A 19,946-nucleotide genomic window follows, 5' to 3' on the forward strand; every position below is an offset into this window, starting at 1 on the left:
CCACCGTGTGTCGTGCATAGCGGCGGACTGTGGGCACAATTGGTTTCGGCGTCGGACGGCGCGCACGGGGTCGTACGGCGCGCAATGGATGGGGAGGCAGGAACGACGGTGGCGGAACGGAGCACGGCTGCCGTCGACGTGGCAGACAACAGCGGCGAGGAGCCGCTGACCGCCAAGGCGGATCAGGCGGACCAGTCCACGGCCGACGGGGTGGCCCAGAAGCGGGAGCGGGACACGGAACGGAACGAGGCACAGGGGAGTGACGGGATCGAAGGTCCCGTGAAGAAGGCCTCGCCGCCCGAGCTGCACAGCGGCCACAAGCTCGCCAGACGCTACCGGCTCGAGGAGTGCGTCACCCGTCTGGACGGTTTCAGCAGTTGGCGCGCGGTCGACGAGAAACTGCGCCGTGCCGTCGGCGTCCATGTGCTGCCCGCGGACCACACCCGTGCCCGCGCCGTGCTGGCCGCGGCCCGCTCCTCCGCGCTGCTGGGCGACCCCCGGTTCGTCCAGGTCCTCGACGCCGTCGAGGAGAACGACCTCGTGTACGTGGTCCACGAATGGCTGCCCGACGCCACCGAGCTGACCACGCTGCTCTCCGCCGGGCCGCTGGAGCCGCACGACGCCTACCAGATGGTCAGCCAGCTCGCCTCCGCCATGGCCGCCGCACACCGCGAGGGCCTGGCCCATCTGCGCCTCAACCCCAACGCCGTGCTGCGCACCTCCACCGGCCAGTGGCGGATCCGCGGCCTCGCCGTCAACGCCGCGCTGCGCGGCATCAGCTCCGACACCCCGCAGCAAGCCGACACGGAAGCCATCGGCGCCCTGCTGTACGCCGCGCTCACCCAGCGCTGGCCCTACGAGAACGACGCCTACGGCCTGTCCGGGCTGCCCAAGGACGTCGGCCTGATCGCTCCTGACCAGGTACGCGCCGGTGTCCACCGCGGCCTGTCGGAGCTCGCCATGCGTGCGCTCGCCAACGACGGCGCCACCGCCTCCCGTCACGAGTCCCCCTGCACCACGCCGGAGGAACTGGTCAAGGCGATCGGGGAGATGCCCCGCATCCGCCCGCCGGAGCCGGCGTTCACCGCCCCGCCGGAGTACCAGCGCACCACCTACCAGCAGGGCACGTACGGCCGCACCGCACCGCATCCCGGCGTCACCCAGCCGGTAACCACCCCGCCGCCCCCGTTGCAGAGCCGCACCGGCAAGGCCCTCAAGTGGGCCGTCTCCGCCCTGTTGATCGCCGCCCTCGGGCTGGGCAGCTGGCAGCTCGCGGACGCCCTGATGGACCAGGGCGGCAAGGCCGACGACCCGAACCAGACGCAGACGACCGACAGCGAGGACAAGAACACCGAGAAGCCGAAGAAGCCGCAGCCGATCGCCATCCAGCAGGCCCGCGACTTCGACCCGTTCGGCAAGGACGGATCCGAGAAGCCCGGCGACATAAGCAAGGTCTACGACGGCACTCCCGGCACGTACTGGCAGACGGACTACTACCTGGGCGCCAAGTTCGGCAATCTCAAGAGCGGCGTCGGCGTCATCCTCGACCTCGGCAAGGTCCAGGAGGTCGGGAACGTCTCGGTCACCTTCGTGGGCAGCACCTCGGTCGAGCTGCGGGCCGCCGAGGGGGACGCGGAGCCGCAGAGCTTCGACGCCTACGCCAGGGTCGCGGGCGGCGCGGGCACCACGGTGCAGCTGAAGCCCGGCAAGGAACTCAAGGCCCGCTACCTGCTGGTGTGGCTGACCGAACTGCCGCTCCAGGCGGACAGCGGCCAGTACCGCGGCAGGGTCGTCGACATCAAGGTGACCAGCTGAAAGGGCGGGGGCGGGGGCGTGCGGAGCGACCATCACGATGCACCTGACGAGGTCCTTCTGGCGCGCCACGTCGCCGGCGACCCCCAGGCCTTCGGGGAGCTGGTGCGGCGTCACCGGGACCGGCTGTGGGCCGTCGCCCTGCGCACCCTCGGTGATCGCGAGGAGGCGGCCGACGCGGTGCAGGACGCTCTCGTCTCAGCCTTTCGTGCCGCCCACACCTTCCAGGGCAAGTCGGCCGTCACGACCTGGCTGCACAGGATCACGGTGAACGCCTGCCTGGACCGCGCCCGCAAGGCCGCCTCCCGCAAGACGGCACCCGTCGACGACACCGAGCGCCTGGAACAGCTGCTGGAGCCGCACGAGTCGGCCTCGGCGCCCGCCGAACGCAACGATCTGCACCGGCAACTCCTGGAGGCGCTCGGCACGCTCCCGCCCGACCAGCGCGCCGCGCTCGTCCTGGTCGACATGCAGGGCTACCCGGTCGCCGAGGCCGCCCGCGTGCTGGACGTACCGACCGGGACGGTCAAGAGCCGCTGCGCCCGCGGCAGAGCGAAACTGCTGCCCCTGCTCACCCATCTGCGGCCGGAGAACACCGCTGCCGGCACACCACCGGGTGGGGAGCGGAACCGGACTCAGGGGACATCCGTCCCACCGGCAGCGGGCCCGCGCGACGGAAGCCCGCGAGACACCGGGTCGAGCGATTCAGCTGCTGTGAAGGGCGGAGGTGGGCGAGCGTGACTTCCTCGACGGACACGGCCGGGCACCCGGACGTCACCGAGATCTCCGACTTCACCGAGGGCCTGCTTCCTCCCTCTCGCACCACGGACATACGACGGCATCTGGACGCGTGCGAGCTGTGCGCCGACGTCCACGCCTCGCTGGAGGAGATCCGGGGCCTGCTGGGCACCCTGCCGGGCCCTCCGCGGATGCCCGCCGATGTCGCGGGCCGGATCGACGCCGCCCTCGCCGCTGAGGCCCTGCTGAACGCCTCGGCGCCCGAGCCGGCGACGGAGGACGGCACCGGCAAGCCGGTGGGCGCCGGCAGCCTCATGTCCGACGCGTCCGACAGGAACAGCGGCCCAGACACCGCTGCCGCGCCCGACACCACTGCCGCGTCCGGCACCCGCAGCGACGACGGCGCCCGTGTTTCACGTGAAACATCGACCGCGACGGACCGCCCTGCCGGACGCGCCCATGTGTCCTCCACCGGTCCGGGCCGCAAGAACCGTGGCGACCGCAGAGACCACGGGACCCGCAGGCTCGGTGGCCGCCGCCGGGCGGCCGTCCTGGGCGCCGCCCTCTCGGCTGCCGCGCTGGGGCTCGGTTCCGTCCTGTGGACGTCTCTGAGCGGCACCGAGCCGGGCACCTCGGCCCACGAGCGCCAGACCACCGCCGCGGACACCTTCGCCGAGGGACGACTCGAGACACAGGTCGCGGATCTCCTGGCCGAGCAGGACGGCACCCGGAAGGGCACACGAAGCCCGGACCGGCGCATCGAGACCACCCCCGGCTCCGGTCAGCCCCGCGTCTTCCAGCAGCCCACCGCCGACGTCCCCGACTGCGTCCAGCAGGGCATCGGACAGCGTGGCGAAGCCCTCGCCACCGAGGAAGGCGTCTACAAGGGGACGGACGCGCTGCTCGTCGTCCTCGCCGACGGCTCCGACCCCGCACGGGTGACCGCCTACATCGTCGAGTCGACGTGTGTGAAGGAGCCCACGGCGGGCGCGGCGAAGGTGCTGCTGAAGAAGTCCTACGCACGCTGAGGCACCGCCTCGTGCGTTGCTCGTCCTCGGGACCGCGTCTCGTATAGCGGTCACCCGCCCGTGTGCCCGGCCACAGCGGGAATGCGCGCCCCTTAGGATCCGTTGGGTGGGGTGAGAGTTCTGAAAGGAGCTCCACCGGTCAAACGACGCCGTCCAGAGACGAGGAAACAAGCCGTGAGCGACGTCCGTAACGTGATCATCATCGGCTCCGGGCCCGCCGGCTACACCGCGGCGCTGTACACCGCGCGCGCGTCGCTGAAGCCGCTGGTGTTCGAGGGCGCCGTCACCGCGGGTGGTGCCCTGATGAACACCACCGACGTGGAGAACTTCCCGGGCTTCCGCGACGGCATCATGGGTCCCGAGCTCATGGAGAACATGCGCGCTCAGGCCGAGCGCTTCGGTGCCGAGCTCGTCCCGGACGACATCGTCTCCGTCGACCTGACCGGTGAGATCAAGACCGTCACGGACACCGCCGGCACCGTCCACCGGGCGAAGGCCGTCATCGTCGCCACCGGCTCCCAGCACCGCAAGCTCGGCCTGCCCAACGAGGACGCCCTGTCCGGCCGCGGTGTCTCCTGGTGTGCCACCTGCGACGGCTTCTTCTTCAGGGACCACGACATCGCCGTGATCGGTGGCGGTGACACCGCGATGGAGGAGGCCACCTTCCTCTCGCGCTTCGCCAAGTCCGTGACGGTCGTCCACCGCCGGGACACCCTGCGCGCCTCCAAGGCGATGCAGGAGCGCGCCTTCGCCGACCCGAAGATCAAGTTCGTCTGGGACAGCGAGGTCGCGGAGATCCAGGGTGATCAGAAGCTGTCCGGTCTGAAGCTGCGCAACCTCAAGACCGGCGAGTTCTCCGACCTGCCGGTCACCGGTCTCTTCATCGCGATCGGCCACGACCCGCGCACCGAGCTCTTCAAGGGCCAGCTCGACCTGGACGAGGAGGGCTACCTGAAGGTGGACGCGCCCTCCACCCGGACCAACGTGACCGGTGTCTTCGGCGCCGGTGACGTGGTGGACCACACCTACCGTCAGGCGATCACCGCAGCCGGTACCGGCTGCTCCGCCGCTCTCGACGCCGAGCGCTTCCTCGCTGCCCTCGCGGACAACGAGCAGAAGGCCGAGCCCGAGAAGACCACTGTCTGACCCATCCGCCCCACGCATCATCAGTTAAGGAGCCCGCCGTGGCCGGCACCCTCAAGAACGTGACCGACGACACCTTCGAGCAGGACGTCCTCAAGAGCGACAAGCCCGTCCTGGTGGACTTCTGGGCCGCCTGGTGCGGTCCGTGCCGCCAGATCGCGCCGTCCCTGGAGGCGATCGCCGCCGAGTACGGCGACAAGATCGAGGTCGTCAAGCTGAACATCGACGAGAACCCGGGTACGGCCGCCAAGTACGGCGTCATGTCGATCCCCACCCTGAACGTCTACCAGGGCGGCGAGGTCGCGAAGACCATCGTCGGCGCCAAGCCGAAGGCCGCGATCATCCGCGACCTCGAGGACTTCATCGCCGAGTGACGTCCACGGGAAACGATCGACGTTTCACGTGAAACACGAATGGGCCGGCCCGTGAGGGCCGGCCCATTCGTGTGAGAAAGCCGGGACAGGCAATCGCTAGAGCGGTCGCAGCGCCGGCTCCTTCTGCACCGCGCCGAGCAGCCGGTCCAGGGCCATCTCTACGTCTTCCTTCCAAGAGAGCGTCGTTCTCAGTTCCAGTCGCAGTCGCGGATGCGCGGGATGCTGCCGGACGGTCTTGAAGCCCACGGCCAGGAGGTGGTCGGCAGGCAGGAGACAGGCGGGTTCCTTCCAGCGGGCGTCACCGAACGCCTCGATCGCCTTGAAACCGCGACGCAGCAAGTCCTTGGCCACCGTCTGCACCATCACCCGGCCCAGGCCCTGCCCCTGGAAGCCCGGCAGGATGAACGCGGTGATCAGCTGAACCGCGTCAGGCGACACCGGGCTCGTGGGGAACGCCGCCGAGCGGGGCACGTAGGCCGGGGGCGCGTAGAGCACGAATCCCGCCGGTACGTCGTCGACGTAGACGACCCGTCCGCAGGAGCCCCAGTCCAGCAGCACGGCGGAGATCCAGGATTCCTTCTCCAACGCGGCGGTACCCGTCTTCACCGCCGTCTCGCCGCTGACCGGGTCCAGCTCCCAGAAGACACAGGAACGGCAGCGCTGTGGAAGATCTTGGAGGTTGTCCAGTGTGAGCGGTACGAGCCGACGCCCCATGAAGGCTGTTCCTCGCTTCCTTGTCCGCTCCCTACCCACACGCATGGTATCCACGAAGCGATTCCATCGATACCGGCAAAAAGCAAAGTGCGGGCCGTGTTCCGGTACACACCGGACACGACCCGCACAGCTCCGGGGAGCGGTACAGAGGAGAAGGCTCAGCCCTCGGTCTCCTCGCCGTCGCCCTCCAGCAGGCTCTTCTGGAGTACCGGGCCCTCGCCCGGGGCCAGCGTGCTGAGGATGCGTTCAAGATCCTCCACCGAGGCGAACTCGACGGTGATCTTGCCCTTCTTCTGGCCCAGGTCGACCTTCACCCGCGTCTCGAAGCGATCGGAGAGCCGGGTGGCCAGCTCGTTGAGCGCCGGCGAGACCAGGGAGCCGGCCCGGGGGCCCTTGGCCCGCTGAGTCGCCTTGGGCCGCGACCCCATCAGGGTCACGATCTCCTCGACGGCCCGCACGGACAGCCCCTCGGCCACGATCCGGTGAGCCAGCTTGTCCTGCTCCTCCGAGTCCTCCACGGAGAGCAGGGCCCTGGCGTGCCCGGCGGAGAGCACTCCGGCGGCCACCCGGCGCTGGACCGCCGGGGAGAGCTTCAGCAGACGCAGCGTGTTGGAGACCTGCGGGCGGGACCGACCGATGCGGTCCGCCAGCTGGTCGTGCGTGCAGTTGAAGTCCTTCAGCAGCTGATCGTAGGCAGCGGCCTCTTCCAGCGGGTTCAGCTGCGCGCGGTGCAGGTTCTCCAGGAGAGCGTCGAGGAGAAGCTTCTCGTCCTCCGTCGCCCGCACAATCGCCGGGATGGCCTCCAGGCCCGCCTCCCGGCAGGCCCGCCAGCGCCGCTCGCCCATGATCAGCTCATAGCGCCCGGGGCCCAGCTGCCGTACGACGACCGGCTGGAGCAGGCCGACCTCCCTGATGGAGGTGACCAGCTCGGCGAGCGCGTCTTCGTCGAAGACCTCACGCGGCTGCCGCGGGTTGGGCGTGATGGCGTCGAGCGGGATCTCGGCGAAGTGGGCGCCCACGGGAGGAGCGGGCGAGTCCGCAGCGCCGTTGGCCGACGGCTCCTCTGTTTCACGTGAAACAGGCGGCAGTGTGGCCACCTTCGCGGCGGCCACCCCGCGGTCACTCGTCAGCACCGGGACGGCCGCGGGAGAGGCCGAACCGACGCTCCCCCCGGCACCCCCTACGGCACCCACCGCGGTCTGCGCCGGTGTCTTCTCGGTCGGGGCCGCAGGGATCAGTGCCCCGAGTCCACGGCCCAGCCCCCTCCGTCGCTCGCTCACTGGATCCCCTCCACCATGCTCTGATCGTTCTGAGCGCCGATGTGCGCGTGCGTCCCGTCATAGCCGACGCTGATGCCCGCGCCCCTCAGCGCGATTTCCCGTGCCGCCTCAAGATAGGAGAGGGCACCGCTCGATCCGGGATCGTAAGTCAGTACCGTCTGCCCATAGCTCGGCGCCTCGGAGATGCGGACCGAGCGGGGAATGCTCGTCCGCAGCACCTCGTCGCCGAAGTGATTGCGCACCTCTTCCGCGACCTGGGACGCGAGGCGCGTCCGGCCGTCGTACATGGTGAGCAGGATCGTCGACACATGCAGGGCAGGGTTGAGGTGCCCCCGCACCAGGTCGACATTGCGCAGCAGCTGCCCCAAGCCCTCCAGCGCGTAGTACTCGCACTGGATCGGGATCAGGACCTCCTGGCCGGCGACCATCGCGTTGACCGTCAGCAGGCCGAGCGAGGGCGGGCAGTCGATGAGGATGTAGTCCAGCGGCTGCTCGTACGCCTGGATGGCTCGCTGAAGACGGCTCTCCCGTGCCACCAGGGACACCAGCTCGATCTCCGCACCGGCGAGATCGATCGTGGCGGGGGCACAGAAGAGACCCTCGACGTCGACGACTGGCTGGACGACCTCGGAGAGCGGCCTGCTCTCGACCAGCACGTCATAGATGGACGGAACCTCGGCGTGATGGTCGATCCCCAGAGCAGTGGACGCGTTGCCCTGCGGATCCAGGTCGATCACCAGGACCCGGCTGCCGTGCAGAGCCAGCGAAGCAGCGAGGTTGACGGTCGTCGTGGTCTTGCCCACGCCGCCCTTCTGGTTGGCGACCACGATGACGCGGGTCTGCTCGGGCCGTGGCAGGCCCTCGCCGGCGCGGCCCAGAGCCTCGACCGCCAGTTGGGCAGCACGACCGATGGGAGTGTCGTCCATCGGAGGCGGTGTTTCACGTGAAACATCCGCTCCCGTCGACTCGGTACGGGGACCGGGGACCGGATCGGTCATCGGTCCCGCGATGTTGGCGTCGGACCGCAAGGATTCACTCTCCTCGACTTCAGGCTCGCGATGAACAGAGCCTCCCATGCCTTCGGGGTGGTGAACCAGTGAGGCCTGGTCTTCTGTGGAGAAATCCACCTCTGTGGACAACTCTGTGCCCCCGGAGAGGGATGGGGCGTCGGAGGGAACAGGGGCATCGGAGGAAACGGGAGCCTCGTCGAGGGACCCGAGAGGCTTACGGTCGCGGGGTTCGGCCGCGGCGCGGCCGCGGCTGATGATGCCGTGCAGCAGTGAGCGACGTTTCACGTGAAACACGATGCACAGCGGCTGCGGCCGAACTGCCGCGACACTCCGTGATGCGTGGGTTTGGCAGCTTGTGTGGAATACGCCTGGTCGACCGGGGCGATCAGCGGCGTCGGCGTGCGCGGCCGGTCCGGGCCGCCTTGGCACGCTTGGCCGCGAAGCGGACGCCGCCGGGGCTCTCGCCGACCTCCACCCGCACGACGGTGGACATCGGATCGACGACCCCCTCACCCACATGCAGGATCGAGGTCTCGACCGCGCCGAGCTTGCTCAGCGCCGTGGCGGCTGCCTTCAGCTCCTCCTCGGCGGTGTCACCCTTGAGCGCGAGCATCTCGCCGTAGGGCCGCAGCAGCGGGATGCCCCAGGCGGCCAGCCGGTCCAGCGGAGCCACGGCGCGGGCCGTCACCACATGGACGGGAGGCAGCTTGCCCATGACCTCCTCGGCCCGCCCACGAACCACGGTCACATGATCCAGGCCCAGCAGTTCCACGACCTCGGTCAGGAAGTTGGTCCGCCGCAGCAGCGGCTCCAGCAGCGTGATCTTCAGGTCCTCCCGGACCAGCGCCAGCGGGATGCCGGGCAGGCCGGCACCCGAGCCGACGTCGCACACCGTCACCCCCTCGGGCACGACCTCCGAGAGCACCGCACAGTTCAGCAGGTGCCTCTCCCAGAGGCGGGGCACCTCACGCGGGCCGATGAGCCCCCGCCGCACTCCTGCCTCGGCGAGAAGCTCGGCGTATCGGACCGCATCCGCGAAGCGATCGCCGAATACGTCACGAGCCTGCTCGGGAGCAGGGGGGAGCTCAGCTGCCTCCGTCACGGGGACCGTCCTTCCGTACCGCATCGGCGCGCTGAGCGCCGACCTCCAGAACTACCAGGCTGACAAAGTTCGGCCCCGCCTGCGCAACAGACGGGGCCGGAGGAACGTGCGTACCGAATCAGTTGGGCAACACGACGACGAAGCGCTGCGGCTCCTCGCCCTCGGACTCGCTGCGCAGTCCGGCGGCCTTGACCGCGTCGTGGACGACCTTGCGCTCGAACGGAGTCATCGGCTTCATCTTCACGGGCTCGCCGCTGCTCTTGGCCTCGGCGGCGGCCTTGGCGCCCAGCTCGGACAGCTCGGAGCGCTTCTTGGCGCGGTAGCCGGCGATGTCGAGCATCAGGCGGCTGCGGTCCCCGGTCTCCCGGTGCACGGCCAGCCGGGTCAGCTCCTGAAGGGCCTCCAGGACCTCGCCGTCGCGGCCGACCAGCTTCTGCAGGTCACGGCTGCCCGTGTCGCTGACGATGGAGACAGAGGCGCGGTCGCCCTCGACGTCCATGTCGATGTCGCCGTCGAGGTCGGCGATGTCCAGCAGACCCTCGAGGTAGTCCGCGGCGATCTCACCCTCCTGCTCCAGGCGGGTCAGGGTGTCTGCACCCTCGGCAGCGGCGGAGGTGGTGCCTTCCGTCACGGGATGGACTCCTTCTTACTTCTTGGACGGGGACTTGGGCCGCTGCGGACCCTTGCGCTGGCCGGACTGGGCCCGGCTGCGGGAGCCGCCGGACTTGGACGCCGCCTTCCCGGTGGAACCCGCGGGGGTGTCGTCCTGGGGCTCGTCGGACTTGATCAGCGACGTCTTCTCACCGCCGCCCGCAGGCTTGGGCGGGGTCGCCTGGCGCTTGGACTTGGGCTGCCGCTTGGGCTGCTGCCGCTTGGCAGCGGTGGTGGCGGTCGTCGTACCGTCCTCGTTCTCCGCGACGACGGTGCTCTCGCTCTTCACCACGGTGCCGTCGGCCTGAGCGGCGAGCCCGGCCTTGGACAGACCGTTGATGAACTTGCGCTCGTACTCGTTGCGGTCACGGCCCTTGGCGACGATGGCCTTCACGATGGCCTTGTCCCGGCGTCGGCTGACCTTGCCGCGGTGCGTGACGTGCTTGTACAGGCGCTCCAGGTAGGCGGACTGGGCCTTGGAACCCGGGGTCGGGTTGTTGTGGATGACGTACATCTGCTGGCCCATGGTCCACACGTTGGTGGTCAGCCAGTAGACGAGGACACCGACCGGGAAGTTGATGCCGAAGACGGCGAAGATGACCGGGAAGACGTACATCAGCATCTTCTGCTGCTGCATGAACGGCGTCTTCACCGTGGTGTCGACGTTCTTCGTCATCAGCTGGCGCTGCGTGTAGAACTGCGACAGCGACATCAGGATGATCATGATGGCGGTGACGACCCGCACATCGGTGATCGAGGAGCCGAGCGCTTCGACCTTGCTGGAGCTGTCGGTGAACTTCGCGGCGAGCGGGGCACCGAAGATGTGGGCCTTCTGCGCGCTCTCCAGCAGCCGTTCGTTGATCACGCCGATGGTGTCGTTCGACGCGATGCTGTTGAGCACGTGGTACAGGGCGAAGAAGAACGGTGACTGCGCCAGGATGGGAAGGCACGAGGAGAGCGGGTTGGTGCCCGTCTCCTTGTACAGCTTCATCATCTCTTCGGACTGGCGCTGCCGGTCGTTCTTGTAGCGCTCCTGGATCTTCTTCATCTCCGGCTGGAGCGTCTGCATGGCCCGCGTCGCCTTGATCTGCTTCACGAAGAGCGGGATCAGGCAGATACGGATCAGAATCACCAGGGACACGATGGACAGGCCCCAGGCCCAGCCCGTGTCCGGGCCGAAGAGCGCACCGTACAGCTTGTGGAACTGGACGATGACCCACGAGACGGGCGTGGTGATGAAGCTGAAGAGGCTGGCAATCGTGTCCACTAATCATGCTCCTTGGGCATGGGACGAGGTCTCTGCGGCCGGGCTCGAGACATTGTCGTCGGTGGCCGTTTCGGCGGCGGAGGGCCCGCCCTTCCGTGCGCGCCAGGCGTCGCGCAGCATCTCGTGCCACCGTGGACGCTTGCGCGGCGGGACATGGTCCACGCCGCCCAGCGACCACGGATTGCAACGCAGGATGCGCCAGGCCGTGAGTGCGGTGCCCTTGAGAGCGCCGTGCCGGTCGATGGCCGTGTAGCCGTAGTGGGAACACGACGGGTAGTACTTGCACACCGGCCCGAGCAGCGGGCTGATAGTCCACTGGTAGAGCTTGATCAGCGCCAGCAGCGGGTACTTCATCGCGCGCCCCCTCCCAGCAGCCGCTGCAGAGCGGCGTCCAGGTCTCGGGCCAGTTGTGCGTGGTCGGCGTCACCCGCTCCGGGCAACGCGCGTACGACTACCAGGCTACCGGGGGGCAGCTGAGCGACTCGATCGCGCATCAGGTGGCGAAGTCTGCGCTTCACCTTGTTGCGGACGACCGCACCGCCCACAGCCTTGCTCACGACGAAACCCGCACGCGTCGGGGGAGCGCTCTCCCCAGGCGCGTGCGGGTCCGTGGCACCGCTTCGAAGGTGGACGACGAGGAGTGGGCGTCCTGCCCGGCGTCCTCGTCGTACCGCGGTCGCGAAGTCCTCGCGCCGCCTCAGCCGGTTCTCGGTGGGCAGCACGATGTCATGACCTGACCGGGATCAGGCGGACAGACGGGCGCGACCCTTGCTACGGCGGGACGCGAGAATCGCGCGGCCGGCACGGGTGCGCATACGCAGCCGGAAGCCGTGGGTCTTCGCGCGACGACGGTTGTTCGGCTGGAAGGTGCGCTTGCTCACTCGGGGGCTCCAGAAAGAAATCGGTGGTGGCGGGGTGCCGTCCTGGCTGTCACCGTGCGCCCACGAGTAGCTCGCGTTACGCCCGAGTGCACCGCTTTCCGATCACCGGACTACCCCCACGGTGGCGGGGACGTGATCTGTGCCCATCGGAGGCAGGCGGCAGCAGCCATCGACAACTCGACCTGGTTACGGTACGCGGGGCTACGCCATCCGGTCAAACCGGCGGCGGGTGAGGGACACTATCCACAGGCTGGGGACAACAACTTGAACCGCAAGGGTCGCCCTGACTACCGTGGCTGGACTCCGATTCGTTCCCTTATCCCTACCGACCCGGTTTTTCATCCCGACCCGTCCCACAACCACACGTTCGTGGGACCTGTGAGAGAGCGTGCCCTGTGGCTGACGTACCTGCCGATCTTGCCGCAGTGTGGCCACGTGTACTCGAGCAGCTCCTCGGTGAGGGCCGCGGACAGGGTGTCGAGGCCAAGGACGAGCACTGGATCCGGCGCTGCCAGCCGCTGGCGCTGGTCGCCGACACGGCGCTGCTCGCCGTACCGAACGAGTTCGCGAAGGGTGTGCTGGAGGGCCGCCTGGCGCCGGTCGTGAGCGAGACGCTGAGCCGTGAGTGCGGCCGCCCGATCCGGATCGCGATCACCGTCGACGACTCCGCGGGCGAGCCCCCGGCCCCGCCGGCGCCTCCGGCCCAGCCGCGCTACGAGGAGCCCGAGCTTCCGTCGAGCCCGTACGAGGGCGGCTACGGCCGCCACCGCGCGGAGCCGCTGCCCGGCACCGGCGACGACCAGCTGCCCACCGCGCGCCCCGCCTACCCGGCGGAGTACCAGCGTCCCGAGCCGGGCGCGTGGCCGCGGCCGGCGCAGGACGAGTACGGCTGGCAGCAGCAGCGCCTCGGCTTCCCCGAGCGCGACCCGTACGCGACGCCGCCACAGGACGCGTACCGCTCGCGCGCCCAGGACTCCTACGGGCCGTCCGGCCAGGAGTCGTACGGGTCCTCCGGGAACGACACCTACGGGTCCCAGGTCTCCGACGGCTACGGCGGCAAGTCGGGCGAGGGGTACGGTGCGCCGTCCCCGGAGTACCGTCCACAGGGTGTGGAGCGTCCGCCGTACGACCAGCGGCGCTCCGACTACGAGTCGTCGCGCGGTGACTACGACCAGCAGGGTGCCCGCCGCGAGCTGCCCGAGCCGCCGGACGGCCCTCCCGTGCACCGCGGCCCGGCCGGTACCGCGCTGCCCTCCGCGAGCGGCGCCCCCGGTCCGCTGGCCGCGCAGCCCGCGCCGGCGACCGGCCCCGGCGAGCCGACCGCGCGGCTGAACCCGAAGTACCTCTTCGACACCTTCGTCATCGGCGCCTCGAACCGCTTCGCGCACGCGGCCGCGGTGGCCGTCGCCGAGGCGCCGGCGAAGGCGTACAACCCGCTGTTCATCTACGGCGAGTCCGGGCTCGGCAAGACGCACCTGCTGCACGCGATCGGACACTACGCGCGGAGCCTGTACCCGGGCACGCGCGTGCGGTACGTGAGCTCGGAGGAGTTCACCAACGAGTTCATCAACTCCATCCGTGACGGCAAGGGCGACAGCTTCCGCAAGCGCTACCGCGAGATGGACATCCTGCTCGTCGACGACATCCAGTTCCTCGCGGACAAGGAGTCGACGCAGGAGGAGTTCTTCCACACCTTCAACACGCTGCACAACGCGAACAAGCAGATCGTGCTGTCCTCCGACCGGCCGCCGAAGCAGCTGGTCACGCTGGAGGACCGGCTGCGGAACCGGTTCGAGTGGGGCCTGATCACCGATGTCCAGCCCCCGGAGCTGGAGACGCGGATCGCGATCCTGCGCAAGAAGGCGGTGCAGGAGCAGCTGAACGCGCCGCCGGAAGTGCTGGAGTTCATCGCCTCGCGGATCTCGCGCAACATCCGCGAGCTGGAGGGCGCGCTGATCCGGGTGACGGCGTTCGCGTCGCTCAACCGGCAGCCGGTCGACCTGGGTCTGACGGAGATCGTCCTCAAGGACCTGATCCCCGGCGGCGAGGACTCGGCGCCCGAGATCACCTCGACAGCGATCATGGGTGCCACGGCGGACTACTTCGGGCTGACCGTCGAGGACCTGTGCGGGACCTCGCGCGGGCGCGCGCTGGTCACCGCCCGGCAGATCGCCATGTATCTGTGCCGTGAGCTGACGGATCTGTCGCTGCCGAAGATCGGCGCGTTGTTCGGCGGCCGCGACCACACCACGGTGATGCACGCCGACCGCAAGATCCGCAATCTGATGGCCGAGCGGCGCTCGATCTACAACCAGGTGACCGAGCTGACGAACCGCATCAAGAACGGCTGACACACGCCGCGTACGGCGGGCGTACGGCGGTGAGGGCGCCTCCGGAGGAGATCCGGGGGCGCCCTTCGTCGTGCCGCCCTGCGCGCGGGGCCCGGCCGGCGGGCGAGGAGCTTCAGCCAGGCCCGCGGAGACGGCCACCGTGCCACCTGCCGAGGCTCCCACCGCACCTGCATGAGCTCCCGGAGCACCCCCTGGGGACCCCGTCCGCGCCCGCGAAGGCTTCCGGAGCACCCCCCGGACACCCCCCTCCGCGCCCGCGAAGGCGCTCGCAGCCCCTCCGCCCCCACCCCCGCCGGCCACCCCGTGTTCGATTTCCTGCCGGGTTACGGCCGCCCTCCACAGATTCGGCGACTTTTTTCCGTCCACACGCTGGGGACTGCCGAGTTGTCCAGATCGCATCCACAGGCGAGCCTGTTGAAGGACGATCAGACCAGGTCAGTGGGTTGTGGATTCGTGGACGAACGATCTCCACAGGGTGTGGACAACACGGCGGTCCACACCCTGTGCACGGAGTTGTCCACCGGCAACCCACAGCCTGGGGGCGGTTGTCCCCAGCGATCCCCAGCTTCTCCACATGGCTGTCCACTGTTCGGCAACCCGGCGCACCTCCTCACCGCGTCGAGTGAAAGGCGTCACACAAAGGTGCCGGGTTGGGCTGTGGGAAAGACGGGTAAAGCTGGGGACGAGGCTGGGGAGAACTCGCCCTCACCTGTGCATGGGGTGTGCAGAACTTTCCGTTCTCCACAGAGACCCCCGGTTGTCCACCGGCGCCGCCCACAGGCCCCGTGGACAAAATTCCCGCGCTGAGCTGGGCAAACGCGGTTATCCACGGTATCCACAGGCCCTACTACTACGAACGACTAGAGAGAGCCCGGAATCCGTTTCGAAGTGGGCCCTGTGCACAACTCGCTCCCGGTTGCCCGGCTGCCCCTCGGCACGACTTGACCCCGAGAGGCACCTACTGTCAGTGCGGTGCGTCAGACTGGTCCCCGGTGTCCTTCCCCTCCCCGGGGCCGGCGACACCGAGACAGACGACGAAGGCGAAGCAGGGCGAGAAGCGCCGGCAACAGCAGGAGGCGGCTTACGGTGAAGATCCGGGTGGAACGCGACGTACTCGCGGAGGCAGTGGCCTGGGCGGCGCGCAGCCTCCCGGCCCGTCCGCCGGCGCCTGTCCTCGCCGGCCTGCTCCTGAAGGCCGAGGACGGCCAGCTGAGCCTGTCCAGCTTCGACTACGAGGTCTCCGCGCGGGTCAGCGTCGAGGCCGAGGTCGAGGAGGAGGGCACGGTCCTGGTCTCCGGCCGCCTGCTCGCCGACATCTCCCGGGCGCTCCCCAACCGCCCGGTGGAGATTTCCACAGACGGTGTACGGGCGACGGTGGTGTGCGGCTCCTCCCGCTTCACCCTCCACACCCTGCCGGTGGAGGAGTACCCGGCGCTGCCGCAGATGCCGAACGCCACGGGCACCGTCCCCGGCGAGGTCTTCGCCTCCGCCGTGCAGCAGGTCGCCATCGCCGCGGGCCGGGACGACACGCTGCCCGTCCTCACCGGTGTGCGCATCGAGATCGAGGGCGACACCGTCACCCTGGCCTCCACCGACCGCTACCGCTTCGCGGTCCGCGAGTTCCTGTGGAAGCCGGAGAACCCGGACGCCTCCGCGGTCGCCCTGGTGCCCGCCAAGACGCTCCTGGACACCGCGAAGTCCCTGGGTGCCGGTGACAGCGTCACGCTGGCGCTGTCCGGCTCGGGCGCGGGCGAGGGCCTGATCGGTTTCGAGGGCGCGGGCCGCCGGACGACCACGCGTCTGCTGGAGGGCGACCTCCCGAAGTACCGGACGCTGTTCCCGACGGAGTTCAACTCCGTCGCCGTGATCGAGACCGCCCCCTTCGTGGAGGCCGTCAAGCGCGTGGCCCTGGTCGCCGAGCGGAACACCCCGGTGCGGCTCAGCTTCGAGCAGGGCGTGCTCATCCTGGAGGCCGGCTCCAGCGACGACGCACAGGCTGTGGAAAGGGTCGACGCCCAGCTGGAGGGCGACGACATCTCGATCGCCTTCAACCCGACCTTCCTGCTGGACGGTCTCAGCGCGATCGACTCCCCGGTGGCCCAGCTGTCGTTCACCACGTCCACCAAGCCCGCGCTGCTCAGCGGCAAGCCGGCACTGGACGCGGAGGCGGACGAGGCGTACAAGTACCTGATCATGCCGGTCCGGCTCAGCGGCTGACCGTTCGTCCACAGTTCCGGTCGACCCTTCGTCCACAGCCCCTCCACAGCGGAGAAACCGCAGGTCAGGGCCTGTGTCCGAATGAGCGCTCAGGCCCACAGGTGTGCGCGGGTGTCCGGGTTTAGGCTCGGACACAGGTACGGCCGTGCCGCGGTGGAGAACCGCCCGGCACGCCGTGCCGCCACGCCACCTCGGACACCTAAGGAACACAACTGATGGAGCTCGGTCTCATCGGCCTCGGCAAGATGGGCGGCAACATGCGCGAGCGCATCCGCCGCGCGGGCCACACCGTCGTCGGATACGACCGCAACCCGGACCTCGCCGATGTCCACAGCCTGGAAGAGCTGGTGGGCAAGCTCAGCGGCCCGCGCGTGGTCTGGGTCATGGTCCCGGCCGGCGAGGCCACCCAGTCGACCATCGACCGGCTCGCCGAGCTGCTGCAGCCCGGCGACATCGTCGTCGACGGCGGCAACTCCCGCTGGACCGACGACGAGAAGCACGCCGCCCAGCTGGCCGCCAAGGGCATCGGCTTCGTGGACTGCGGTGTCTCCGGCGGCGTCTGGGGCCTGGAGAACGGCTACGCGCTGATGTACGGCGGCGACGCCGAACACGTCGCCAGGGTGCAGCCGATCTTCGACGCGCTCAAGCCGGAGGGCGACTTCGGCTCGGTGCACGCCGGCAAGGTCGGCGCGGGCCACTTCGCGAAGATGGTCCACAACGGCATCGAGTACGCCATGATGCAGGCCTACGCCGAGGGCTGGGAGCTGCTGGAGAAGGTCGACTCCGTGGAGAACGTCCGCGAGGTCTTCCGCTCCTGGCAGGAGGGCACGGTCATCCGGTCCTGGCTGCTGGACCTGGCGGTCAACGCCCTCGACGAGGACGAGCACCTGGACCAGCTGCGCGGCTACGCGCAGGACTCCGGCGAGGGCCGCTGGACCGTGGAGGCCGCCATCGACAACGCCGTGCCGCTGCCCGCGATCACGGCCTCCCTGTTCGCGCGGTTCGCCTCGCGTCAGGACGACTCGCCGCAGATGAAGATGATCGCCGCGCTGCGCAACCAGTTCGGTGGCCACGCGGTCGAGAAGAAGTAGTCCACACCCTGGGGAAACCCGGGGGAACTCCCTGGGGAAGCCCGGGGACACGTTCCACCCGCCGGAGGAGGTCGGCGACCGCCATGCACGTCACGCATCTGTCGCTGGCCGACTTCCGCTCGTACGCCCGGGCCGAGGTCCCGCTCGACCCGGGCGTCACCGCGTTCGTCGGCCCCAACGGGCAGGGCAAGACGAACCTCGTCGAGGCCGTCGGCTATCTCGCCACCCTCGGCAGCCACCGCGTCTCCTCCGACGCCCCCCTGGTCCGCATGGGCGCCGAGCGGGCGGTGGTCCGCGCCCAGGTCCGGCAGGGCGACCGGCAGCAGCTGATCGAGCTGGAGCTGAACCCCGGCAAGGCCAACCGCGCCCGCGTCAACCGCTCCTCGCAGGTCAGGCCCCGCGACATCCTGGGCATCCTGCGCACGGTGCTGTTCGCGCCGGAGGACCTGGCGCTGGTGAAGGGCGACCCCGGCGAGCGCCGCCGCTTCCTCGACGAGCTGATCACCGCCCGCTCCCCGCGCATGGCCGGCGTGCGCTCGGACTACGACCGGGTCCTCAAGCAGCGCAACACCCTGCTGAAGACGGCCGCGCTGGCCCGCCGCCACGGCGGCCGCTCCATGGACCTGTCCACCCTGGACGTCTGGGACCAGCACCTCGCCCGCGCGGGCGCCGAACTCCTCGCCCAGCGCCTGGACCTGATCAACGCCATCCAGCCGCTCGCCGACAAGGCGTACGAGCAGCTGGCCCCCGGCGGCGGCCCGGTCGCCCTGGAGTACAAGCCGTCCGCGCCCGGCGAGGCCCACACCCGCGAGACCCTGTTCGAGCAGCTGATGGCCGCGCTCGCCGACGTCCGCAAGCAGGAGATCGAACGCGGCGTCACCCTCGTCGGGCCGCACCGCGACGATCTGCTGCTCAAGCTCGGCGAACTGCCCGCCAAGGGCTACGCCTCGCACGGCGAGTCCTGGTCCTACGCGCTGGCGCTGCGCCTGGCCTCCTACGACCTGCTGCGCGCCGAGGGCAACGAGCCGGTGCTGATCCTGGACGACGTCTTCGCCGAGCTGGACGCCCGTCGCCGCGAGCGGCTGGCCGAGCTGGTCGCGCCCGGCGAGCAGGTCCTGGTGACGGCGGCGGTCGACGACGACGTACCGCACGTCCTGGCCGGGGCCCGGTACGCCGTGTCCGGCGGGGCGGTGGAACGGGTATGACCGACCAGGCACCGAAGCGGGCGCCCGAACCCTCCGGCGTCGACCTCGCGCGCGTGGCGCTGCGGGCGGCGAAAGAGGCGGCACGCGCGCGTGGGGACGCGGCCCAGCAGAAGAAGCAGGCCCGCCGCGGCGGTGGTCTGCGCTCCGGCGCGCGCGCCGATGGCCGCGATCCGATGGCGCTGGGCGCGGCGATCAACCGGCTGATCACCGAGCGGGGCTGGGAGGCGCCGGCCGCGGTGGGCGGTGTGATGGGCCGCTGGCCGGAGATCGTCGGCGAGAACCTGGCCAAGCACTGCGTCCCGGAGAAGTACGACGAGGACGAGCGGGTGCTGGTGGTGCGCTGCGACTCCACGGCCTGGGCGACGAACCTGCGGCTGCTGGCCCCGCAGCTGGTGGCCCGTCTGAACGAGGACCTGGGCCATGGCACGGTCCGGATGATCAAGGTGCTCGGCCCCGGCGGCCCGGCCCGCCGCTACGGCCCGCTGCGCGCCCCGGGCAGCACCGGCCCCGGCGACACCTACGGCTGAGTCCCGCCCCTCACCGGTTTCCGCCCTTCACCGGCTCCCCCTTCGCCGGCTCCCGGCCCTCACTGGTCGCCGGCTCCCGGCCCTCACTGGCCCTTGCCTACTCGGCCTTCACCGAGTCCAGGCGCTAGCGACCCCCCTCCCACAGCCCTCGGCGTCCCCCTCTCGGCCTCCATCAGCCTCACGTGACCGACATCACGCCGCCGCGCCCCACTCGTCCCCATTTCCACAGCAGTCACTGTCTTGTCGTGCAACCGCAAGCACATGCGATTTCCGACCTGACCGGGGAGTAGCTTTCGGTTGACGCGCCGAAGCGCTGGGTGCCTCTGTGAGCCTCTTGGAGCCCCCTTCCGTATATCGGGACCCGATCGAGGACGGTTCAGGGCGGCACATGAGGACTCAGGTACCGGCAAACCCCCATCACTGTCAGTGCTACCGGTAGACTGGAAGACAATCCCGCCCCGACCGTGGGGACCGCCCGGGAAACGCTGAGCAACGCTGATCAAGGCTTACCAACGCAACATGCCGCAGCCGCTCCGGCAACCCGCCGACGAGCCC

At 69.7% G+C, this 19,946-nt stretch carries 19 protein-coding genes; 10 read left to right on the forward strand and 9 right to left on the reverse strand.

Annotation, left to right across the window (positions count from 1 at the left end; translation table 11 throughout):
- The first annotated feature begins 108 nt into the window (after positions 1 to 108).
- From AB0K92_RS08285 to trxA, 5 genes are all read left to right on the forward strand, one after another.
- Complete coding sequence (locus AB0K92_RS08285) at positions 109 to 1,815, forward strand: protein kinase family protein (protein WP_365920590.1); 1,707 nt, start codon at positions 109 to 111, stop codon at positions 1,813 to 1,815.
- A gap of 18 nt (positions 1,816 to 1,833) precedes the next feature.
- On the forward strand, positions 1,834 to 2,553 hold the full coding sequence (gene sigM / locus AB0K92_RS08290) for an RNA polymerase sigma factor SigM (protein WP_365920592.1): 720 nt from the start codon (positions 1,834 to 1,836) through the stop codon (positions 2,551 to 2,553).
- Positions 2,550 to 3,578 (forward strand): hypothetical protein, encoded by a 1,029-nt coding sequence (locus AB0K92_RS08295; RefSeq protein ID WP_365920594.1) that lies wholly within the window; start codon positions 2,550 to 2,552, stop codon positions 3,576 to 3,578. The genes sigM and AB0K92_RS08295 overlap by 4 nt, the downstream gene beginning before the upstream one ends.
- Before the next feature lie 174 nt (positions 3,579 to 3,752).
- Entirely contained in the window at positions 3,753 to 4,724 is a 972-nt protein-coding gene (gene trxB, locus AB0K92_RS08300) for a thioredoxin-disulfide reductase (RefSeq protein WP_365920596.1), read from the forward strand.
- A gap of 38 nt (positions 4,725 to 4,762) precedes the next feature.
- Complete coding sequence (gene trxA, locus AB0K92_RS08305) at positions 4,763 to 5,095, forward strand: thioredoxin (protein ID WP_166000436.1); 333 nt, start codon at positions 4,763 to 4,765, stop codon at positions 5,093 to 5,095.
- Between the two features lie 96 nt (positions 5,096 to 5,191).
- Here the strand turns inward: trxA and AB0K92_RS08310 are convergent, their stop codons facing one another.
- From AB0K92_RS08310 to rpmH, 9 genes are all read right to left on the reverse strand, one after another.
- Positions 5,192 to 5,809 carry a GNAT family N-acetyltransferase gene (locus AB0K92_RS08310; RefSeq protein ID WP_365920599.1) on the reverse strand — a complete coding sequence of 206 codons (618 nt, stop codon included), beginning with the start codon at positions 5,807 to 5,809 and terminating at the stop codon, positions 5,192 to 5,194.
- 158 nt (positions 5,810 to 5,967) lie between these two features.
- Entirely contained in the window at positions 5,968 to 7,089 is a 1,122-nt protein-coding gene (locus AB0K92_RS08315) for a ParB/RepB/Spo0J family partition protein (RefSeq protein WP_365920601.1), read from the reverse strand.
- A complete protein-coding gene (locus tag AB0K92_RS08320; protein ID WP_365920751.1) occupies positions 7,086 to 8,165 on the reverse strand; it encodes a ParA family protein in 1,080 nt (359 codons plus the stop codon). Before AB0K92_RS08320 ends, AB0K92_RS08315 begins: the two co-directional genes overlap by 4 nt.
- Before the next feature lie 319 nt (positions 8,166 to 8,484).
- The gene (gene rsmG / locus AB0K92_RS08325) at positions 8,485 to 9,201 is read right to left on the reverse strand and encodes a 16S rRNA (guanine(527)-N(7))-methyltransferase RsmG (protein ID WP_365920603.1); all 717 of its coding nucleotides are present in this window, start codon (positions 9,199 to 9,201) and stop codon (positions 8,485 to 8,487) included.
- Positions 9,202 to 9,319: 118 nt separating this feature from the next.
- Entirely contained in the window at positions 9,320 to 9,832 is a 513-nt protein-coding gene (locus AB0K92_RS08330; RefSeq protein WP_365920605.1) for a R3H domain-containing nucleic acid-binding protein, read from the reverse strand.
- A 15-nt stretch (positions 9,833 to 9,847) separates the two neighbouring features.
- On the reverse strand, positions 9,848 to 11,119 hold the full coding sequence (gene yidC / locus AB0K92_RS08335) for a membrane protein insertase YidC (RefSeq protein WP_365920607.1): 1,272 nt from the start codon (positions 11,117 to 11,119) through the stop codon (positions 9,848 to 9,850).
- A 3-nt stretch (positions 11,120 to 11,122) separates the two neighbouring features.
- Positions 11,123 to 11,473, reverse strand: coding sequence for a membrane protein insertion efficiency factor YidD (gene yidD / locus AB0K92_RS08340; protein ID WP_166000448.1), 351 nt, complete (start codon positions 11,471 to 11,473; stop codon positions 11,123 to 11,125).
- Positions 11,470 to 11,841, reverse strand: a complete 372-nt coding sequence (rnpA, locus tag AB0K92_RS08345; protein WP_365757026.1) for a ribonuclease P protein component — start codon at positions 11,839 to 11,841, stop codon at positions 11,470 to 11,472. Before rnpA ends, yidD begins: the two co-directional genes overlap by 4 nt.
- 21 nt (positions 11,842 to 11,862) lie before the next feature.
- The gene (rpmH, locus tag AB0K92_RS08350) at positions 11,863 to 12,000 is read right to left on the reverse strand and encodes a 50S ribosomal protein L34 (RefSeq protein ID WP_003956500.1); all 138 of its coding nucleotides are present in this window, start codon (positions 11,998 to 12,000) and stop codon (positions 11,863 to 11,865) included.
- Between the two features lie 395 nt (positions 12,001 to 12,395).
- Here rpmH and dnaA point away from each other — a divergent pair, with 395 nt between their 5' ends.
- The 5 genes from dnaA (at position 12,396) to AB0K92_RS08375 (ending at position 19,391) form a co-directional block, all read left to right on the forward strand.
- Positions 12,396 to 14,351 carry a chromosomal replication initiator protein DnaA gene (gene dnaA, locus AB0K92_RS08355; RefSeq protein ID WP_365920609.1) on the forward strand — a complete coding sequence of 652 codons (1,956 nt, stop codon included), beginning with the start codon at positions 12,396 to 12,398 and terminating at the stop codon, positions 14,349 to 14,351.
- Positions 14,352 to 15,437: 1,086 nt separating this feature from the next.
- On the forward strand, positions 15,438 to 16,568 hold the full coding sequence (gene dnaN, locus AB0K92_RS08360) for a DNA polymerase III subunit beta (RefSeq protein ID WP_166000453.1): 1,131 nt from the start codon (positions 15,438 to 15,440) through the stop codon (positions 16,566 to 16,568).
- Positions 16,569 to 16,783: 215 nt separating this feature from the next.
- Positions 16,784 to 17,659 (forward strand): phosphogluconate dehydrogenase (NAD(+)-dependent, decarboxylating), encoded by an 876-nt coding sequence (gnd, locus tag AB0K92_RS08365; protein WP_365920611.1) that lies wholly within the window; start codon positions 16,784 to 16,786, stop codon positions 17,657 to 17,659.
- Positions 17,660 to 17,742: 83 nt separating this feature from the next.
- Positions 17,743 to 18,864 (forward strand): DNA replication/repair protein RecF, encoded by a 1,122-nt coding sequence (recF, locus tag AB0K92_RS08370; protein WP_365920613.1) that lies wholly within the window; start codon positions 17,743 to 17,745, stop codon positions 18,862 to 18,864.
- Positions 18,861 to 19,391, forward strand: a complete 531-nt coding sequence (locus AB0K92_RS08375; protein WP_365920615.1) for a DciA family protein — start codon at positions 18,861 to 18,863, stop codon at positions 19,389 to 19,391. The genes recF and AB0K92_RS08375 overlap by 4 nt, the downstream gene beginning before the upstream one ends.
- Positions 19,392 to 19,946 lie beyond the last annotated feature (555 nt).

The sequence above is a fragment of the Streptomyces sp. NPDC052687 genome, assembly GCF_040678395.1.
Lineage (GTDB): Bacteria > Actinomycetota > Actinomycetes > Streptomycetales > Streptomycetaceae > Streptomyces.

What these genes read in the sequence shown, in the direction of transcription:
- AB0K92_RS08310 (WP_365920599.1), bottom strand. Translation starts at nt 5,809, where the DNA reads ATGGGGCGTCGGCTCGTACCGCTCACACTGGACAACCTCCAAGATCTT.
- AB0K92_RS08320 (WP_365920751.1), bottom strand. Translation starts at nt 8,165, where the DNA reads ATGGGAGGCTCTGTTCATCGCGAGCCTGAAGTCGAGGAGAGTGAATCC.
- yidD (WP_166000448.1), bottom strand. Translation starts at nt 11,473, where the DNA reads ATGAAGTACCCGCTGCTGGCGCTGATCAAGCTCTACCAGTGGACTATC.
- gnd (WP_365920611.1), top strand. Translation starts at nt 16,784, where the DNA reads ATGGAGCTCGGTCTCATCGGCCTCGGCAAGATGGGCGGCAACATGCGC.
- recF (WP_365920613.1), top strand. Translation starts at nt 17,743, where the DNA reads ATGCACGTCACGCATCTGTCGCTGGCCGACTTCCGCTCGTACGCCCGG.
- AB0K92_RS08375 (WP_365920615.1), top strand. Translation starts at nt 18,861, where the DNA reads ATGACCGACCAGGCACCGAAGCGGGCGCCCGAACCCTCCGGCGTCGAC.